13 protein-coding genes are annotated in these 18,451 nt (G+C 60.8%); 6 read left to right on the forward strand and 7 right to left on the reverse strand.

From position 1 onward, the window contains the following. Positions 1-112: 112 nt before the first annotated feature. Both HBO12_RS05710 and HBO12_RS05715 read right to left on the reverse strand, forming a co-directional pair. Positions 113-3,964 (reverse strand): bifunctional diguanylate cyclase/phosphodiesterase, encoded by a 3,852-nt coding sequence (locus HBO12_RS05710; RefSeq protein WP_170041701.1) that lies wholly within the window; start codon positions 3,962-3,964, stop codon positions 113-115. A 118-nt stretch (positions 3,965-4,082) separates the two neighbouring features. Beyond that, entirely contained in the window at positions 4,083-4,691 is a 609-nt protein-coding gene (locus HBO12_RS05715) for a LysE family translocator (protein ID WP_170041702.1), read from the reverse strand. 251 nt (positions 4,692-4,942) lie between these two features. Here HBO12_RS05715 and ettA point away from each other — a divergent pair, with 251 nt between their 5' ends. Both ettA and gdhA read left to right on the forward strand, forming a co-directional pair. Further along, positions 4,943-6,607: an energy-dependent translational throttle protein EttA gene (gene ettA, locus HBO12_RS05720; protein ID WP_029292090.1), complete on the forward strand. Its 1,665-nt coding sequence runs from the start codon at positions 4,943-4,945 to the stop codon at positions 6,605-6,607. Between the two features lie 347 nt (positions 6,608-6,954). Then, positions 6,955-8,292 carry an NADP-specific glutamate dehydrogenase gene (gene gdhA / locus HBO12_RS05725; protein WP_170041703.1) on the forward strand — a complete coding sequence of 446 codons (1,338 nt, stop codon included), beginning with the start codon at positions 6,955-6,957 and terminating at the stop codon, positions 8,290-8,292. Between the two features lie 150 nt (positions 8,293-8,442). Here gdhA and HBO12_RS05730 read toward each other — a convergent pair whose 3' ends face one another. The 4 genes from HBO12_RS05730 to HBO12_RS05745 form a co-directional block, all read right to left on the reverse strand. Beyond that, positions 8,443-8,799 carry a hypothetical protein gene (locus HBO12_RS05730; protein WP_170041704.1) on the reverse strand — a complete coding sequence of 119 codons (357 nt, stop codon included), beginning with the start codon at positions 8,797-8,799 and terminating at the stop codon, positions 8,443-8,445. Between the two features lie 114 nt (positions 8,800-8,913). Further along, on the reverse strand, positions 8,914-9,216 hold the full coding sequence (locus HBO12_RS05735) for a chorismate mutase (protein ID WP_169951070.1): 303 nt from the start codon (positions 9,214-9,216) through the stop codon (positions 8,914-8,916). 159 nt (positions 9,217-9,375) lie between these two features. Then, positions 9,376-11,229, reverse strand: a complete 1,854-nt coding sequence (locus tag HBO12_RS05740) for an Lnb N-terminal periplasmic domain-containing protein (protein ID WP_170041705.1) — start codon at positions 11,227-11,229, stop codon at positions 9,376-9,378. 94 nt (positions 11,230-11,323) lie between these two features. After that, positions 11,324-11,812, reverse strand: a complete 489-nt coding sequence (locus tag HBO12_RS05745) for a DUF3015 domain-containing protein (protein ID WP_029292080.1) — start codon at positions 11,810-11,812, stop codon at positions 11,324-11,326. Positions 11,813-12,077: 265 nt separating this feature from the next. Here HBO12_RS05745 and HBO12_RS05750 point away from each other — a divergent pair, with 265 nt between their 5' ends. Continuing rightward, a complete protein-coding gene (locus HBO12_RS05750) occupies positions 12,078-14,516 on the forward strand; it encodes a Lon protease family protein (RefSeq protein WP_169951066.1) in 2,439 nt (812 codons plus the stop codon). 258 nt (positions 14,517-14,774) lie between these two features. After that, positions 14,775-15,095 (forward strand): PA4575 family protein, encoded by a 321-nt coding sequence (locus tag HBO12_RS05755; RefSeq protein WP_169951064.1) that lies wholly within the window; start codon positions 14,775-14,777, stop codon positions 15,093-15,095. A gap of 26 nt (positions 15,096-15,121) precedes the next feature. Here HBO12_RS05755 and HBO12_RS05760 read toward each other — a convergent pair whose 3' ends face one another. Then, on the reverse strand, positions 15,122-16,945 hold the full coding sequence (locus HBO12_RS05760; RefSeq protein WP_170041706.1) for a hypothetical protein: 1,824 nt from the start codon (positions 16,943-16,945) through the stop codon (positions 15,122-15,124). A gap of 164 nt (positions 16,946-17,109) precedes the next feature. Here HBO12_RS05760 and HBO12_RS05765 point away from each other — a divergent pair, with 164 nt between their 5' ends. Both HBO12_RS05765 and HBO12_RS05770 read left to right on the forward strand, forming a co-directional pair. Further along, positions 17,110-17,598: a TIGR00645 family protein gene (locus HBO12_RS05765; protein ID WP_057441112.1), complete on the forward strand. Its 489-nt coding sequence runs from the start codon at positions 17,110-17,112 to the stop codon at positions 17,596-17,598. Between the two features lie 147 nt (positions 17,599-17,745). Then, entirely contained in the window at positions 17,746-18,363 is a 618-nt protein-coding gene (locus HBO12_RS05770; RefSeq protein WP_038443496.1) for an FKBP-type peptidyl-prolyl cis-trans isomerase, read from the forward strand. Positions 18,364-18,451 lie beyond the last annotated feature (88 nt).

The raw sequence follows: 18,451 nt of genomic DNA on the forward strand, positions 1-18,451 counted from the left end.
CCTTCGCGAGCAAGCCCGCTCCCACATTCAATCGGGTTCCTTCAGGTGGACTACGGTCGAATGTGGGAGCGGGCTTGCTCGCGAAGGGGCCATCAGCATCATCTGATGATTTTCAGTCAAACATGAACAGGGCGTCGTTACAGAACTGCGCCTCAAACCGATTGGCCGGCATCGGTCGCCCAAACAGATAACCCTGCACCTCGTCACAGCCATGCTCGCGCAGGAAGTCCAGTTGCTCATGGGTTTCCACGCCCTCGGCGATCACCGCCAGGTTCAGGCTGTGGGCCATGGCAATGATTGCCCGGGCGATTTGCGCGTCCTGCTCGCCGGAGGGCAGGCCGTCGACGAACGTGCGGTCGATCTTCAGCACGTCGATGGGGAATTGCTTGAGGTAGTTGAGCGATGAGTAGCCGGTGCCGAAGTCGTCCACGGCGATGCTCAGGCCGAGGTTTTTCAGGCTGGCAAGGATCTGCAGGGCCTCGTTGACCTCGCGCATCAGGATACTTTCGGTCAGCTCCAGCTCCAGGCACGCCGGCGGCAGGCCGGTTTCCTTGAGGATGGTGGCGATCCGCGTGCCCAACTGCCCGTCGGAGAACTGCCGCGCCGAGATGTTCACCGAGACTTTGGGCACCCGCACCTTGTTCTGGTGCCAGGTCTTGAGTTGGCGGCATGCCTCGTCGATCACCCAGTCGCCCACGTCCACCACCAGGCCCAACTCTTCCAGGACCGGGATGAAATCCCCCGGCGGCACCAGGCCACGGCGCGGGTGACGCCAGCGCAGTAGGGCTTCGGCGCCGGTCAAACGTTTGCCATCGCCACTGAACTGCGGCTGGTAATAGAGCACGAATTCGTTCTGGTCCAGGGCATGACGCAGGTCGCTCTCCAGCTCCAGGCGCTCCAGGGCGCTGGCGTTCATGTCGGCCTGGTAGAACTGGAAGTTGTTCTTGCCGCGCTCCTTGGCGTGGTACATCGCGGTGTCGGCGTTTTTCATCAGTTGGCTCAGTTCGTTGCCGTCCTGAGGGCTCAGGGCGATGCCGATACTGGCGGTGACAAAAAACTCGCGGCCCTCCAGCACAAACGGCTTCACCAGGCTGGCGAGGATCTGCTCGGCCACGTGGATCGCGCGGTTCAACGCCATCTCGCGACTGACCCGGGGTTGCAGGAGCAAGGTGAACTCGTCACCGCCCATGCGCGCCACGGTATCGTCCTCGGCCACACAGCCGAGCAGGCGGGTCGCCATTTCCTTGAGCATGCGATCGCCCGCGGCATGACCCAGGGAGTCGTTGATCGGTTTGAAGCGGTCGAGGTCGAGGAACATCAGCACCACCCACGACTTCTGCCGCTCCGCCGATTGCAACGCGGTGTGCAGGCGGTCCTGGAACAGCGTGCGGTTGGGCAGGTGGGTCAGGGCGTCGTAGTAGGCCAGGCGGTGGATGCGTTGTTCGCTGGCCTTGCGCTCGCTGATGTCGCTGAAAAAACACACGTAGCTGGCCAGGTCGCCCTCGTCATCGAGCACGGCGGTAATGCCGACCCAGGCCGGGTAATGCTCGCCGCTGCGGCGCTTGAGCCACACTTCACCTTCCCAGGTGCTGTGCTGGTGCAACTGCTTGAGCACATAGCGCAGGTGGGCTTCCTGCTGTTCGTCGACGGTGAGCATGTTCGGCAATTGGTCGAGCACATCGGCCACGGCATAGCCGCTGACCCGGCTGAAGGCTTCGTTGGCCTGCACGATATAGCCGGCGGGGTCGGTGATCAGGATCGCCGAGGTGGAGTGTTCGAATACCGTGGCCGCCATGCGCAGGTCTTTCTCGGCGCGGCGTTGCTGGCTGATATCGCGGCCCACGCCGAGGATGCCTTCGAACGCGCCGTGCTCGTCCCACACCAGCACCAGGCGCAGTTCGATCGGCACCTTGCGCCCATCGGCCCGCAGGCAATCGAACAGGAACAGTTGGGTCTGCACGTCATCGCGCAACAAGGCCAGGGCTTCGGGCTGGTCCAGGGCGCGGCTGACCCGTTCCACAAGGGTGTAGATGCCGGTCAGTTGCTGTGGGTTGGCGATGGTCGATTGCCAGCCGTTCTTGAAGATCCAGTCGACTTCATAGCCCAGCACCGCATTCACCGACGGGCTGACGTAGTTGAGGGCCAGTTTGCTGTCGGTGGAGAAAATCACGTCGCTGATGCTTTCGGCCAGCATGCGGTAGCGCTGTTCGCTGTCGCGCAGGGATTCGCTGGCTTCGATCTGGTCGGTAATGTCCTTGGCCACCCCAATGATCCGCGTGACCTGGTCGGTCTTGTCCCGGGCCAGGGCCTGTTCGCGGATCTCGAAGCGCCGCCACTGATTGTTGCGGTGCCGAAAGCGCAACTGGCATTGCAACTGCGCCAGGTACCCGGCGGCGCGTTGCTGCTGGCGCAGGTCGTGGTAGTGCTCGGCGTCTTCGGGGTGCAGCAGGATCTCCCAGAAATACTCGCCCATCTGCTGCAGTTCGTGTTTGTTGTAGCCCAGGGTGTGGCCCAGGTGGTGGTTGCTGAAGATCATGCGCTGGCTGATCACATCCTGCACATACAGGTGATCCGGCACGGTGCGCACCACGTCCGACCAGAACGCCTCGCGCTCCACCAGCGACAGCTCCACCAGTTTGCGGCTGGTGATATCGCTGATGCTGAGGATCACCGCCTTATAGTCGTGCTGTTCTTCCGGCAGGCGCATCACCAGCCACAGGTACTGGTCGTTGCCTTCGATGTCGCTGAGTTGAATCTCCAACTCCAGCTGTTTCTGCTGGGTCAGCACTGCCTCAAGCACTGCGTAGCCAATGGCGCTGGTGTCCAGTGGGCAACCGTCGATCAAACGTTCCCACGCCTGTTCGCAGGACGCCACATTCAGTAGGCGCACCGCGACCTGGTTGACCTCGGTGATGCGCAGCTCCTTGAGCAGTTGCTGGCGTTGCTCGGGGCTGTTTTGCAGCCAGTCCTGCAGTTGTTCGCGGGTGTGCAACTGGGCCTTGTCGAAGAAACCGCGCAGGCCCGACAGGTCGAGCACGCACAAGGCCACGCCGGTACCTTCGAAAATATCCTGGTAGCGGCGCCGGCCTTCATTGACCTGGCGCTGGCGGCGCCGCATGTTCAGCAGCACCAGCACCGGGATCAGCGAAAAGGCCAGGCCCAGCAGGCACTTGCCGATAAACGCCGGCAGCAGTTGCTCCAGCACGGCGGCGCGATCAAACAGCCCGCGCAGTTGCCAGTCGCTTTTGCTCAAGGGCGTGACCAGTACGGTCTTGTTCAGCTCTTCCGGGGTCAGCCCGGCCGACCACTGGCTGGGCATGCCGCTGTCACGACTGACCACCCGGTGGTTCAACTGGTTTTCAATCGCCCACATCGGCCGTGGCCCCTGGCCGTCCTGGCGCGTCAGGTTGGCCAGGTAATTGGGGGCCAGGCGCAACGCCCAGTACATTTTGGCGCCGCCGCTGGGTTGGTGCAGCAGCAGGTAGATGATGGAGCCGTCGCTGTTATTGCTCAGGTAATAGGACTGGGCGTGGCTGCGCTTGACCAGCTCTTCAAGCCAGGCGCTATCCTGGCTGTTGTCGGCGGTATCACTGATGATCGCGCCGCTGGGGGCGAGCAGGGCGACGCTGCGCAGTTCCGGCAACGAGCGCTGCAGGCTGCGCATCAGGGCCTGGTGCTGTTCTTCATTGCGTGGAGGTTCGACGATCGGCAGCAGGTTGAGGGCGATTTGCGCGCTCAGGGCCATGTTCAGGCTGATCTGTTCGGCCAGGTCGGCGCTGTAGTCGATGGTGTATTGCTGCTGGTTCTTCTGGTTCTGCTGCAATTGGTCCAGCAACTGCCAGAACAATAACGCGAGCAGCAACAGGACCAGCGTCGCCAGCGCGCCCTTGAGGGTTCCGTGCAGGGGGGCGCCGGGCGCAATATGCGCTGCGCGCAAGGGGCTTGGCTTTGTTACGTTGGTCAAGCTGTGATCCTGCGGTTTGGCTGTACTGGCGCGCGACGTGCACTATAAGCCGGACGCCCGGAGGGCGGCTAGCATGCCTTGAGTTGTGGCAAAGTGCCAGCCCCGCCTGGCGGGACTATCAGGCCGGGCCGGTACTGATCAGGGCATCCGCCAGTCTGAATAGAATCGCCAGTGCAAAGCAACTGATAACCACAGAAGATGTGCGGTTTATGTTCTGCGGGGTCAGCCAGGCATGTCCGCTGCGTTTGAGGCGTGCGCCGAACAGCACCCAGGCGCACCCTACGGGGATCACCACCGCCGTGAATTGCATGGCGAACTGCCCGTACAAGGCCATGTCGGCAAAGGTCTGCACCGGCACGATGAACGAAACCACCAGCAAACCCTTCGGGTTGATCAGCGTCAGTAAAAAGAAATGCCACCTCGACACCCGCTCTCCGGGCAATGGGGGCAGATCGGCGGCGGGCTCGCGCCACAGGCTGTACGAGGTCTTGACCAGGTAACAGATCGAGACGAACTGCATCACCTTCAAACACCACGTTGCATTGGCCCCCATATGGCTGAGGACGTAGCCCCAAAAAGCAATCTGCAGCAGGTAAGCCAGGCACTCCAACAGGCTCAGGGTCCAGGCCCGCCTGAAACCCGAGAGCACGCCTGCGCGCAGTAACAGGGTATTGGTCGGTCCCGGCATCAATAGCAACAACCCCAGCGCAGACATGACACTAAGCATGGAAGCTGTCTTGCGCGACTGTCAGGGGGTAAGGCGTGATCCTGCATGTATGTGCCATGTGTCTTCTTCTAGGGAGGGGTTGCCGGGTATTGTGTTACATCTGGCCCGCTGCAGGAAAAAGCGCGGCTCAAAAGCGCCTGTCAATCTGCCCGCCGCCGCCGACTTAGGTTAACCTTGATCATTCGATGTGCTACGTACAGCGCCATGACGCTACGCAGGCCCTGTTCTCATCTTTTTACGAGGTCCACATTTTGGCTCAATACGTTTTCACCATGCATCGGTTGGGCAAAGTTGTTCCACCGAAGCGGGAAATCCTGAAAAACATTTCGCTGTCCTTCTTCCCGGGCGCCAAGATCGGCGTACTCGGCCTCAACGGTTCGGGTAAGTCCACGCTGCTGAAAATCATGGCTGGCGTCGATACCGAGTTCGAAGGCGAAGCCCGCCCGATGCCTGAACTGAACATCGGCTACCTGCCGCAAGAGCCGATCCTGGACCCGTCCAAGACCGTGCGTGAAGTGGTCGAGGAAGCCGTCAGCGTGATCAAGGACGCCCAGGCCCGCCTGGACGAGGTCTACGCCGCCTACGCCGAGCCGGATGCCGACTTCGACAAACTGGCTGCCGAACAGGCCAAGCTCGAAGCCATCCTGCAGGCTGGCGACGGTCACAACCTGGAGCGCCAGCTGGAAGTCGCCGCCGATGCGCTGCGCCTGCCGGCCTGGGACGCCAAGGTCGAGCACCTGTCTGGTGGTGAAAAACGCCGCGTGGCCCTGTGCCGCCTGCTGCTGTCCGCCCCTGACATGCTACTGCTCGACGAACCGACCAACCACTTGGACGCCGATTCCGTGGCTTGGCTGGAGCACTTCCTCCATGATTTCCCGGGCACCGTGGTTGCGATCACGCACGACCGGTACTTCCTGGACAACGTCGCCGGCTGGATCCTGGAGCTCGACCGTGGCGCCGGTATCCCTTACGAGGGCAACTACTCCGGTTGGCTGGAAGCCAAGTCCGACCGTCTGGCCGCTGAATCCAAGCAGCAGTCGGCCCATGAAAAGGCCATGAAGGACGAACTGGAGTGGGTGCGCAAAGGCGCCAAGGCCCGTCAGTCGAAATCCAAGGCCCGTCTGCAACGCTTCGAGGAAATGCAGTCCCAGGAATTCCAGAAGCGCAGCGAGACCAACGAAATCTACATCCCGGCCGGCCCGCGCCTGGGTGACAAGGTCATCGAATTCAAGAACGTCTGCAAAGGCTATGGCGATCGCGTGCTGATCGACAACCTGTCCTTCTCCATGCCTAAAGGCGCCATCGTCGGCGTGATCGGCGGTAACGGTGCGGGTAAATCCACGCTGTTCCGTATGCTGATGGGCAAGGAACAACCGGATTCGGGCACCATCGAAGTCGGCGAAACCGTGCAGTTGGCTTGCGTGGACCAGAGCCGCGAAGACCTCGACGGCAGCAAGACCGTGTTCCAGCAGATCTCCGACGGTTCCGACCAGATCCGTATCGGCAACTATGAAATCCCGTCGCGCACCTACGTTGGCCGCTTCAACTTCAAGGGCGGCGACCAGCAGAAGTTCGTCAAGGACCTGTCCGGTGGTGAGCGCGGTCGCTTGCACCTGGCCCTGACCCTCAAAGAAGGCGGCAACGTGTTGCTGCTCGACGAACCGTCCAACGACCTCGACGTGGAAACCCTGCGTTCCCTGGAAGAAGCCCTGCTGGACTTCCCGGGCGCCGCGATTGTGATCTCTCACGATCGGTGGTTCCTTGACCGTGTGGCGACGCACATCCTGGCGTACGAAGACGATTCGCAAGCGGTGTTCTTTGAAGGCAACTACACCGAATACGAAGCCGATCGCAAGAAGCGCCTGGGCGAAGCGGCTGCCCAGCCGCATCGTGTACGGCACAAAAAACTCGCCTGATTCGGGTTGGTTTGAACAAAACGGAGCCTTCGGGCTCCGTTTTTTTTGGCGCAATTGAGAGGGACCGAGGTGACTTCATCGCAGGCAAGCCAGCTCCCACATTTGACCGTGTCGTAGCAGAGGTACTCGATCTAATGTGGGAGCTGGCTTGCCTGCGATCGCGGTCTATCTATTGGTGCGTCCCTTGAGCTGAAATCCCTGTTTTGGGGCAAAAAAGCGCGTGTATTTATATTTATCGCACCATTTAAATTCACAAAAGCGACATTTTGCCCTGTCGCGGTGCGACATGAATTGATAAAGTCCTGGGCAAATCGCCATTAACGACAATAAATCTGCCGAGACTTTTCATGATCGAATCCGTCGAATCCTTCCTTGCCCGCCTCAAAAAACGCGACCCGGATCAGCCGGAATTCCACCAGGCTGTGGAAGAAGTCCTACGCAGTCTGTGGCCCTTTCTTGAAGCCAATCCCCACTACCTGACCTCGGGCATCCTGGAGCGCATCTGCGAGCCGGAACGCGCCATTACCTTCCGGGTATCGTGGGTCGATGACCAGGGCAAGGTCCAGGTCAACCGCGGCTTCCGTATCCAGATGAACAGCGCCATCGGCCCTTACAAAGGCGGCCTGCGCTTCCACCCGTCGGTCAACCTGGGGGTGCTGAAATTCCTCGCCTTCGAGCAGACCTTCAAGAACTCCCTGACCTCGCTGCCCATGGGCGGCGGCAAGGGCGGCTCGGACTTTGATCCCAAGGGCAAGAGCGACGCTGAAGTCATGCGTTTCTGCCAGTCGTTCATGAGTGAGTTGTACCGCCATATCGGCGCGGAGGTGGACGTACCGGCTGGCGATATCGGCGTGGGCGCCCGGGAAATCGGCTTCCTGTTTGGCCAGTACAAGCGCCTGAGCAACCAATTTACCTCGGTGCTTACCGGCAAGGGCATGAGCTACGGCGGCAGCCTGATCCGCCCGGAAGCCACCGGCTTTGGTTGCGTGTACTTTGCCGAGGAGATGCTCAAGCGCCAGGGCCAGCGCGTCGAAGGCAAGCGCGTGGCGGTTTCCGGTTCCGGCAACGTCGCGCAATACGCAGCGCGCAAGGTCATGGACCTGGGCGGCAAGGTGATTTCCCTGTCCGACTCCGAAGGCACCTTGTACTGCGAAAGCGGTTTGACCGACGAGCAATGGTCGGCGCTGCTGGAGCTGAAAAACGTACGGCGCGGGCGCATCAGCGAACTGGCCGCGCGTTTTGGCCTGGAGTTTTGCGCCGGCAAGACCCCATGGGAGCTGGCGTGCGACATCGCCCTGCCATGCGCGACCCAGAACGAACTGGACGCCGAAGCCGCCCGCACCCTGCTGCGCAACGGCTGCATCTGCGTGGCCGAAGGCGCCAACATGCCGACCACCCTCGAGGCTGTGGATATCTTTATCGAAGCGGGCATTCTGTTTGCCCCGGGCAAAGCCTCCAATGCTGGCGGCGTGGCGGTGAGTGGCCTGGAAATGTCGCAAAACGCCATGCGCCTGCTGTGGACCGCCGGTGAAGTGGACAGCAAACTGCACAACATCATGCAGTCGATCCACCATGCCTGCGTGCACTACGGTGAGGAGAATGGCCGGGTCAACTACGTGAAGGGCGCGAACATCGCAGGCTTTGTGAAAGTGGCGGATGCGATGCTGGCGCAGGGCATCGTCTAAACCGCGAGCTGAGCGACACCGATGATCAATTGTGGGAGCTGTCGAGCCCCAACGAGGCTGCGATAGCGGTAGGTCAGCACAGGTTTACTGCCTGGCCCAGCGCAATCGCAGCCTCGTTGGGGCTCGACAGCTCTCACATTCGCTCTGGTGTTACTGGCTGCGATAAGCCCGTGCGGCGTCGCGGTCCTTCTCCTGCTGCCAGGCGCGTTCGCGCTCGTCCCAATGGCGCTCGCGGTAGTCATTCTGGTCCTCGCTCTCGCGCATGGCCTTGCACTGGCGAAAGCCGTCCTCCCAGCCTTCGGCGTACGCCTGGTCTTTCAAGTAGCGCGGGACGTTCTTGCGAAACTCCCCAGTAATCACCCCGGCCGCCTGGCGCCCGCTGCTGCAGCCATCGTCAAAACCGTCGGCGAAGGGCGGTGGATAACCCTTGGCCAGTAACTCATCGTGGGTGGATTGGCAGCCTGAAAGCGCCATCACTACACCCAGCATCACAGCGAACCGCCACATCTCATACTCCCAGGCCGTTGAGCGGCTGATAAGGGAAGTCTAGAAGGGGATTCGTCGGGGCGATGTGAAAACGGGGTGAGCAATTTGTTTGGGCGGCTCACTCGCCAAAGGGGCTTAGGCGGTGGGTTGCGCGAGCGCAGCGTGTTCGGCCAGTTCTTGCTGGATGAATGCGCCAATCATCGCGCGATATACCTGTTCAGTGACGTCGGGGTTTGCGCCCAGGGTTTGCGCTAAATCGCGAACCTTGTGGATCACTTGTTCGACCCTCTGGGGAGCCTTGACCCCATCGCTGTCTTTTTTGAAGCGGGCGGCCTGGGACACGAAGCTGCCGCGTTCGGCCAGCAGGGCGACGATCTGGCGGTCAAGGCGGTCGATGTTTTCCCGGACGTGTTCAAGGCTGGTGCAGGTAACGGCCATGTCGTAAGAGCTCCTTAGGGTGTGGGATAAACGCGGGCCAAATGTGGGAGCGGGCTTGCTCGCGATGGCGGTGGATCAGTCATATCCACAGCGACTGACATACCCCTATCGCGGGTATGCCCGCTCCCACACTGGATCTTCAATAGGCGTTGGGGCCGGTCAGTAGTGATACCACTTCACTTCAAGCATCACCTCGTTGACCGGCGTCGCCAGGTGGCTGAACTCCCGTTGCGCACTTAGGCGCACGCCGAGGTTGCGTGATACTTCCCACTGCTGATTCAGGCTGATACTACGTCGTACCTCGCCATTGGTGAAGAAGTCGCCCTTGGCCTCCAGGCTCAGGTTGCCTAGCGGGTTTTTCCACAGCAGCCCGGTGTTGAAGCCGGCAGCGGGGGAGATGAATTCGCTGAAGTCGTTGTTGTGTTCCACGCGCACGGTGCCCAGGGCAAAGCCGAGCATGTCGTCGTGCAGTTGCCAGGTGCCGCCGGCGCCGCCGTTGACGTGGCTGACGAGGGTTTCGTCGTCATGTTTGCCCGGTACCCGCTCCAGGCCGCCGGTGACTTGCCAGGACAGCGGTTGCAGCAGCTCATTGCGCGGAGTCAGGGAGCGGATGGTCGCCAGGTCCAGTTGTTGCAGTTGCCAGTTGTTGCCTTCGTACTGGCGCAGTTTCATCTGCAGGATTTCGATCTGCGCGCCCAGGGGGAAGCCTTCGGCGTTGTCGTTGAGGTCGTGGTAGGCCATGCGCAGGCCGTATTCGCCGAAGGCTTTGTCGCCACGGGTGCCGATACCTGCTTGCCAGGTGCGCGATTCATGGCCGTTTTCCGGCAGGCCGGGGCGCTCGATCTGTAGGTCCGGCGCCGGGTTCTGGTTGATTGCCCGCAGCAACTCGAAACTGCGCTGGGAGCGTTCGCTGTCGCGCTCAAGGCCGTTGGCGCGGTAGCGGCCCAGGCGGTAGGCGGCGTCGATGATCAGGGCCTGGCGGTCTTTGCCAAGGGCCTTGAACGTTGGATCTTGCAATTGTTTCTGGTCATCGCTGATCTTCAGCACCCATTGCTGCTCGTCACTGTCCAGGGGCTTGGCGCGCTCCAGCAACTCACGTTCGCGGGACGGGCGATAATCGATTTTCTCCACCAGGCCCACGTCCTTCACCGCTTTTACGGTGTCGGTGGGAATGGCGGTGAGCGGGAACTGTTCGGTCAGGCGCAGGCCGGGGCGGGCCACTTGCAGCAATTCCAGCAGGCGGTACGAGCAGTTTTCATCGAAGAAGAAGTAGTCGAACTGGATTTGCTTGAGCTCCCACACGTGCTCGACCATGCGCTCGGTTTCGACCTGGGTCAGGTTCAGGCGGTATTCCCACAGGTCGCGGTTCTCCAGGCTGCGGTATTCCGAGAGTTTTTCCTGGTAGGGCACCAGGGCGAACAGGCCGGGATAGCCGCCCATCAGGCCTTTCCAGGCGTAGAGGATGCTGTTGTCCGAGCCTTCAATGTAGGCGCCAAAGTTGATCGCGTAGCTGAGCAAGGCGGTCTTGTTGCTTTGCACATCAGCCTGGTCGATGCGCAGCAAGGTATGGCCGAACATCGACGATGGGCTGTTGAGATAGGCCGCCGGGAAGATCATCACCGCGCTGTGGGGCGCGACGTCCTTGAACCATTGCTTGAACTCGACGCAGTCCACGGCGGGCAGGTCAGTCAGGTGCAACTGGTCCTTGAGCCAGCGGGTGCGGGCCGGGTACACGCATTGGGCATGTTTTTCGCCGAGGCTGGCCGGGGCGTACAGTGCGTCTACGGTGGCCTTGAGTTCGGCGTCCGGGTGGTGGGCGCCGTCTTTTGCGAGGAAGAATTTCTGGTCGCTGACATAGCTGCGCCAGCCTTTGAGCTTGCCGGCTTCGTAGTGCCCCAATGAAAGCCAGAATGGATCATTGGCCAATTGCTGCAAACGTTGATCATCAAGGTGCGGCGCCGCAGATAGCGGGGCGCAGGCGAAGAGTGCCAGGCAGGCAAGGCGTTTGAGCATAGGGGCAACTTAAGTCGGAATAAATAAAGACCCGGGAAAGGGGCAGGTCCAAAAAATAAAACCCGCGCCGGGTAAGGGCGCGGGCAGGTCGAGCTTAAGCCTGGGTGGCGTATTTCGCCAGGCGGGCGTCGCCCTTGAGAACAGCGATGGTGTTGGAGTGCACGTCTTCTGCGGTCACGTCAGCCTTGCTGAAGATCTGCTGGAAGTGTTCGTGAGTCACAGCGGCGAAGTGATCACGATCTTCTGGAGCAACGCCCAGGACCACGGCATAGGTGGTCAGTGCTTCGCCATTGCCTTTGGCCATGTCTTCGGACAGCTCGTTCATCATGCCATTCATGGCAATCCACGATTTGCCGCCGTAAGTCAGCGCGCTGTTGGTGCTGCAACCGTTGGTGCCCGAGGTCATGCCGAAGGTGGCGTTACCGGAGGTGCCGTTGGTGGTGGAAGCGAGGAAGTGAGCCGGCGTGCCGCGCTGGCCTTCGAACAGCATGTTGCCCCAACCGCAGTTAGGGCCACCTGGCGCTTCGGCCATTGCATTGAGGGAGACAACGGTGAAGAGAGTACCGAGAAGGATCCGTTTCATAGCTTTGTTCTCTTAGTGTGCAAACCAATGGACAAGGGTTCAGGCGCCGCAAAGCACCCTAGGGGCCAGTTATTAGTCCAACCCGCGCAGTTTGGAGTTTAGGCATGTTCCAAGGGTTCCGTGCTTTTTTGTAAAACAATCAATGCAGACTGGTTTTTTTGCAGGCCGCATCCCGTGTCTATGCTTTACCTCAGTCGTGCCTTGCCAGCCAGCTACGCACGGCGCCAGAATGCCGCCATTGCCCCGCCTGATGTAAGGAAGCCCGATGCCTGATCCTGTTGCTGCCAGCTTGCGTCTAGCGCCCGAAGCGCTGACCCGTCCTTTCTCCGCTGAACAGTTCAGCTTCTCGACCACCAATGACTTGGAGCCCTTTCGCGGTGTGCTTGGCCAGGAACGCGCGGTTGAAGCGTTGCAGTTCGGTGTGGCCATGCCACGCCCCGGTTACAACGTATTTGTCATGGGCGAGCCCGGTACCGGCCGCTTTTCGTTCGTCAAACGCTACCTCAAGGCCGAAGGCAAGCGCCTGCAGACCCCGGCAGACTGGGTCTACGTCAATAACTTCGACGAGCCCCGCGAGCCCCGCGCCCTGGAATTGCCAGCGGGCGGCGCGGCCCCGTTCATCGCAGACATCAGTGGCCTGATCGACAACCTGGTCGCCACCTTCCCGGCAGTGTTCGAGCACCCTACGTATCAACAGCGCAAAAGCGCGATCGACCGCGCCTTCAACCAGCGCTACGACCGCGCCCTGGATGTGATCGAGCGCCTGGCCCTGGAAAAGGACGTGGCGCTGTACCGTGACAGCAGCAATATCGCCTTTACCCCGATGCTCGATGGCAAGGCCCTGGACGAGGCCGAGTTCTCGCAACTGCCGGAAGCCGACCGTGAGCGTTTCCACACGGATATTTCCGAGCTCGAAGAGCGCCTCAACGAAGAACTCGCCAGCCTGCCGCAGTGGAAGCGCGAGTCCAACAACCAGATGCGCCAGTTCAACGAAGAGACCATCACCCTGGCCTTGCAGCCATTGCTGGCACCGTTGTCCGAGAAGTACGCCGAGAACGCCGGCGTCTGCGGCTACCTGCAGGCGATGCAGGTCTATCTGCTCAAGACCGTGGTCGAACTGCTGGTAGATGACGCCAAAACCGACGCCCAGGCGCGCAAGTTGCTGGAAGAGCAGTACTGCCCGAGCCTGGTGGTGGGCCATCCGCTCAATGGCGGCGCGCCGGTGGTGTTCGAACCGCACCCGACCTACGACAACCTGTTTGGCCGGATCGAGTACAGCACCGACCAGGGCGCGCTCTACACCACCTACCGGCAACTGCGTCCGGGGGCGTTGCATCGTGCCAACGGCGGTTTCCTGATCCTCGAAGCCGAGAAAATGCTCAGCGAGCCGTTTGTCTGGGACGCGCTCAAGCGCGCGCTGCAGTCGCGCAAGTTGAAGATGGAGTCGCCTCTGGGCGAGTTGGGCCGCCTGGCCACCGTGACCCTCAACCCGCAAGTGATCCCGTTGCAGGTCAAGGTCATCATCATCGGCGCCCGCTCGCTGTACTACACCCTGCAAGACCTGGATCCGGACTTCCAGGAGATGTTCCGGGTGCTGGTGGATTTCGATGAAGACATCCCGATGGTCGATGAAAGCCTGGAGCAGTTCGCCCAGTTGCTGAAAACCCGCACCTCGGAAGAAGGCATGGCGCCGCTGACCTCGGATGCGGTGGCACGCCTGGCGACCTATAGCGCACGGCTGGCGGAGCACCAGGGACGTTTGTCGGCGCGCATCGGCGACCTGTTCCAGCTGGTCAGCGAGGCGGACTTCATCCGCCACCTGGCGGGTGATGAACGCACCGACGCCGGGCACATCGAGCGCGCGTTGAAGGCCAAGGCCACGCGCACCGGCCGGGTCTCGGCGCGGATCCTCGACGACATGCTCGCCGGGGTGATCCTGATCGACACCGCCGGCGCGGCAGTGGGCAAATGCAACGGGCTGACGGTGCTGGAGGTCGGTGATTCGGCGTTCGGTGTGCCGGCGCGCATTTCTGCCACGGTGTACCCGGGCGGCAGTGGCATTGTCGATATCGAGCGTGAGGTCAACCTCGGCCAGCCGATCCACTCCAAGGGCGTGATGATCCTCACCGGTTACCTGGGCAGCCGTTATGCCCAGGAATTCCCCCTGGCGATCTCTGCGAGCATTGCCCTGGAGCAATCCTACGGTTATGTCGACGGCGACAGCGCCTCGTTGGGCGAGGCCTGTACGTTGATTTCGGCGCTGTCGAAGACCCCGCTCAAGCAGTGTTTCGCCATTACAGGCTCAATCAACCAGTTCGGTGAAGTGCAGGCGGTGGGCGGGGTCAACGAGAAGATCGAAGGCTTTTTCCGCCTGTGCGAGGCCCGTGGCTTGACGGGCGAGCAGGGCGCGATCATTCCCCAGGCCAACGTTGCGACGCTGATGCTCGACGAGAAGGTCTTGCAGGCGGTAAGGCAAGGGCAGTTCCACGTGTATGCCGTGCGCCAGGCCGACGAGGCGTTGAGCCTGTTGGTGGGCGAGCCTGCCGGCGAGCCGGATGCCGAAGGGCAATTCCCCGAGGGTAGCGTCAACGCGCGCGTGGTTGAACGTCTGCGGGCGATTGCCGAGATGATCAGCGAGGAAGACCTCAAGGAGGCGGAAAAGGAGCTGGCGCAGCAGGCGTTGGTCGAAGCCAAGCCCAGCTGATGCGGGATCACCCATTGTAGGAGCCGACTTGCCGGCGATGGCGCTCGATGTATCGCTATCGCCGGCAAGTCGGGTCCGAGCGGGGAAAGCGCCATATTTTTGGCTGGGTTGTGGGGAGCTGATGGCCGTTGGTCCCTACAATCTTGGTTTGTACCGGTTTTCTTCTATTCTCAGCTCAAGGGATATCTACAGGAGTCATGGGATAGAGACGGCCTTGTGTCTGGAGGCTGAACACCGGATCTACCGAGGGTCGCCGCCATGCCGCGCAGCCTTTGCCTCACCCGCCAGTGCCTGGGCCTGGTCACCCGAATTGAATGTTCCATTCGTCCTCTTGCGGGGGATGCCGGGATGTGGACGTTGCTGTTTGCCGCCGGAATGACAGGTGAGCAGCCCTCGACCATCAAGTCCCAAGGGCCGTTCCATGGCCCGTTCGTCGCGGAAAACATTCTTGAATCCATCGTGCAAAGCCTGACCCTGCACGGCTACGAACTGGCCGACGACCCGCAGATCTGGTGCCTGCACTTGCAGGCCCACCTGCGCCAGCTCAATGGCGGACGGCCCCAGGCCCTGCACCTGTAAACCGCAACCACTGTAGGAGCCGGCTCCTACAATTTGCTCTCGGGCTTGTCCAGCTTGACCTCAAAACCGTATTGCACGGTGTTCAACGCCGTGCGCTGGTAGGTTTCAAGCGCGGTCGGCTGGCCATAAAAGTAATGCACATCAAACAGCGCGGTGCCATATTCCGCAGCGCGGTGGCTGACGCCGAGGATTTCCTTCAAGTACTTGCCACTGGCGTCCTTGGCAAAGAAGCGCCAGCTATCGGAAGGGAACAACGCCTGGTCGACAATCAGCGCGTTGTCCTGGATCGACAGGCCCTTGGGCAGTTGGGCGGTGTTGACGGTGTTCTTTTCGATGGTGGCCAGGAACAGCGGGATCGATCCCACGGCAAATGCCGGGGTTTCCGGGAATAAATTAAGGTCGTAGGTGATGGTGGCGCGCCATGGGTCGACCTCAAAGGCCTCGGTGGGCAGCTCGATGGGCTCGCCGCGCTTGCCTTGATCATTTGCGGTGAAGAACGTCAGCGGGGCGTCGTTGCTGGTGCGAGTCGAGCCGATCAGGTCGTCATTGAAGGTGAAGGGATGGTCAAAGGCGATGTGGGCGGCGCTGGCGTCGTCCACCGACTGGCTGATGGTGACGCTGCTTTTCAACTGGTCTTCGGAGAGGCTGGCACTTTGGAGCCAGCCTGCGGCCTCATCGTCATACACCGTGACGGGCATAGGCAGGCCCTGCACGGTTTTCTCCAGACTGTTCTTGTCGAAGCGCCGTATCGGCAGTTCCAGGTCCTTGCGGGTGACTGTAGCGTCGGAGAAATCCAGCACGCTGACTTGCAGGCTATCGATCGCCCCGTTGAAGTAGACCTTGGCGTAGTGGCTGGCCTGCTTTTGTTCGAAGGTTTTCTGCTCGTCTTGCAACTGCTTTTCAAAGGCCTCGGACCAGGTTGTCTGCTTGCGCATCTGCGCCAGTTGCTGCTCGTAGAACGCCACCTGGGCGGCGCTTTCATTGATCGAACCGGCACGGGAAAGAAATTGCCCGGTGGTGTCCCGGGCCTGGACCAGCAGCGGGTTGGGCGACTCATCCGCCACTTGTGGCGCCAGGGGGCTGGTGTTGGTCAGTTCGATCTCGGCGTAGTTGTTCTCCAGGGCCAGCAGGGTCAGCGTGATGTTTGCCTCGGTGCGCTTGTGGCCCACGTCTTTGCGGGTCAGGTCGAAGGTCAGCACTTTGCTGGGTGCAATCACCTCGACCCGGCCCTTGAGGGTGACGGGTTGGGGCTGGCTCTTGTTGTCCGTCTCGATGCCTTCGATGAAGGGATAGGTGACGGTCAGGTCGTCCGGGTTGGTCAGGTTAGAGCTGCTGGGGCTCAACTGAATGCCGGGGTCGGTTTCCGACCATTCCGGCTGGAACGGGATGATCTTGTTGTTGCTCAAGGTCACCGATTGCCATTCCAGGCCATGGGGAAATGGGAATTGGTCCGGCATATTGAAACTGAACGGGAACACCGGTTGCAGATCGGTCAGGTAGTCCGAGTGCGAGTTCTTGCGTAGGACGAACAGCCCGTTGATGTAGGTATCCACCAGAGCTTGCGGGGTAGGGTAGTGCGCAAGCACGGCCAGGCTGTTTTCCCCGTACTCGGTCTCCACTGGCTTGGTGTCGAGCTTGATGCGCGCCCGCTCCAGCAATAGCAGCGAGCCGCCCAGCTCGCCCACGGCCTCCTTGAGGCGCGGATCCTGGATCGTATCCAGGGATTGTTCGAACTGGGTGGTTTTTTCTTCCAGAGAGGCTTGCTTGTGCTCGTCGCTGGGGGAGCAGCCGCTGGCCGCCAGTAATGCCACACATAGGCCAAGACTGGCCAAGGGAGATCGCACATCCATTATTTGAGATTCCTGTCCGGCAGCATCGAGCCACGTTGATGAGGCCGACACTAGCAGAAAAATTGTCTTACAGAAGCGCTACAGGTCAGTTTCCGGGTGGTTATGGCGCAATGTACGCGGCTGATATACTCGCCGCCATTTCTAGCCAAGCTGTGTGAGATTCCATGGAACGCTTTATCGAAAATGCAATGTACGCCTCCCGCTGGCTGCTGGCGCCGATCTATTTCGGCTTGTCCCTCGGGCTGCTGGCGTTGGCGCTGAAATTCTTCCAGGAAGTGATCCATTTGCTGCCCAATGTCTTTGCGATGGCCGAGTCGGAGCTGATCCTGGTGCTGCTGTCGTTGATCGACATGGCCCTGGTGGGTGGCTTGTTGGTGATGGTGATGATTTCCGGCTATGAGAACTTTGTCTCGCAACTGGATATCGACGACAACAAGGAGAAGCTCAACTGGCTGGGCACCATGGACTCTTCGTCGCTGAAGATGAAGGTGGCGGCGTCCATCGTGGCAATTTCCTCGATCCACCTGCTGCGGATCTTCATGGATGCCAAGAATGTCGATCCACAGCACCTGATGTGGTACGTGATCATTCACATGACCTTCGTGATCTCGGCGTTTGCCATGGGCTACCTGGATAAACTGACCAAGCATTGATCCATGACCGGCGCCTGCCGGCCCGGGATTTTGGGCTCATCAAGCCTGGGGCGAGTGTGCTAGTCTGCTCGCCCTTTTAGTTTGGATGACACGCCAGACCCCGCGTTTTTGCGGATTTTTGCAGTTGTCCTACAGCGGAGCCTTTCCATGTCCGAAGTCAATCTGTCCACCGACGAAACCCGCGTCAGCTACGGCATTGGCCGTCAGTTGGGCGACCAACTGCGCGACAACCCGCCACCGGGCGTCAGCCTGGACGCGATCCTGGCTGGCCTGACCGACGCGTTCGGCGGCAAGCCAAGCCGTGTTGACCAGGAGCAAATGGCTGCCAGCTTCAAAGTGATTCGCGACATCATGCAAGCCGAAGCAGCGGCCAAGGCTGAAGCAGCCGCGGGCGCGGGCCTGGCATTCCTGGCTGAGAACGCCAAGCGTGACGGCATCACCACCCTGGCTTCCGGCCTGCAATTTGAAGTGCTGACCGCCGGCGACGGCGCCAAGCCGACCCGTGAAGACCAGGTGCGTACCCACTACCATGGCACCCTGATCGACGGCACTGTGTTCGACAGCTCCTACGAGCGTGGCCAGCCGGCAGAATTCCCGGTCGGTGGTGTGATCGCTGGCTGGACCGAAGCCCTGCAACTGATGAATGCCGGCAGCAAATGGCGCCTGTACGTGCCGAGCGAACTGGCTTACGGCGCACAAGGTGTTGGCAGCATCCCGCCGCACAGCGTTCTGGTATTCGACGTCGAGCTGCTCGACGTTCTGTAAGACCTGCTGATGGCTCTATGTAGGAGCTGGCTTGGCGGGTCGCGGCGATACAGACGACTCGGTATGGGTTACACCGAGGTGATGTTAT

This window comes from Pseudomonas sp. WS 5059, from assembly GCF_012985525.1.
Classification (GTDB): domain Bacteria; phylum Pseudomonadota; class Gammaproteobacteria; order Pseudomonadales; family Pseudomonadaceae; genus Aquipseudomonas.

Excerpts from the sequence above, each read along its gene's own strand:
- HBO12_RS05715 (WP_170041702.1), bottom strand. The coding sequence starts at position 4,691 with ATGCTTAGTGTCATGTCTGCGCTGGGGTTGTTGCTATTGATGCCGGGA.
- gdhA (WP_170041703.1), top strand. The coding sequence starts at position 6,955 with ATGATCGAATCCGTCGAATCCTTCCTTGCCCGCCTCAAAAAACGCGAC.
- HBO12_RS05730 (WP_170041704.1), bottom strand. The coding sequence starts at position 8,799 with ATGTGGCGGTTCGCTGTGATGCTGGGTGTAGTGATGGCGCTTTCAGGC.
- HBO12_RS05735 (WP_169951070.1), bottom strand. The coding sequence starts at position 9,216 with ATGGCCGTTACCTGCACCAGCCTTGAACACGTCCGGGAAAACATCGAC.
- HBO12_RS05740 (WP_170041705.1), bottom strand. The coding sequence starts at position 11,229 with ATGCTCAAACGCCTTGCCTGCCTGGCACTCTTCGCCTGCGCCCCGCTA.
- HBO12_RS05745 (WP_029292080.1), bottom strand. The coding sequence starts at position 11,812 with ATGAAACGGATCCTTCTCGGTACTCTCTTCACCGTTGTCTCCCTCAAT.
- HBO12_RS05750 (WP_169951066.1), top strand. The coding sequence starts at position 12,078 with ATGCCTGATCCTGTTGCTGCCAGCTTGCGTCTAGCGCCCGAAGCGCTG.
- HBO12_RS05755 (WP_169951064.1), top strand. The coding sequence starts at position 14,775 with ATGCCGCGCAGCCTTTGCCTCACCCGCCAGTGCCTGGGCCTGGTCACC.
- HBO12_RS05760 (WP_170041706.1), bottom strand. The coding sequence starts at position 16,945 with ATGGATGTGCGATCTCCCTTGGCCAGTCTTGGCCTATGTGTGGCATTA.
- HBO12_RS05765 (WP_057441112.1), top strand. The coding sequence starts at position 17,110 with ATGGAACGCTTTATCGAAAATGCAATGTACGCCTCCCGCTGGCTGCTG.
- HBO12_RS05770 (WP_038443496.1), top strand. The coding sequence starts at position 17,746 with ATGTCCGAAGTCAATCTGTCCACCGACGAAACCCGCGTCAGCTACGGC.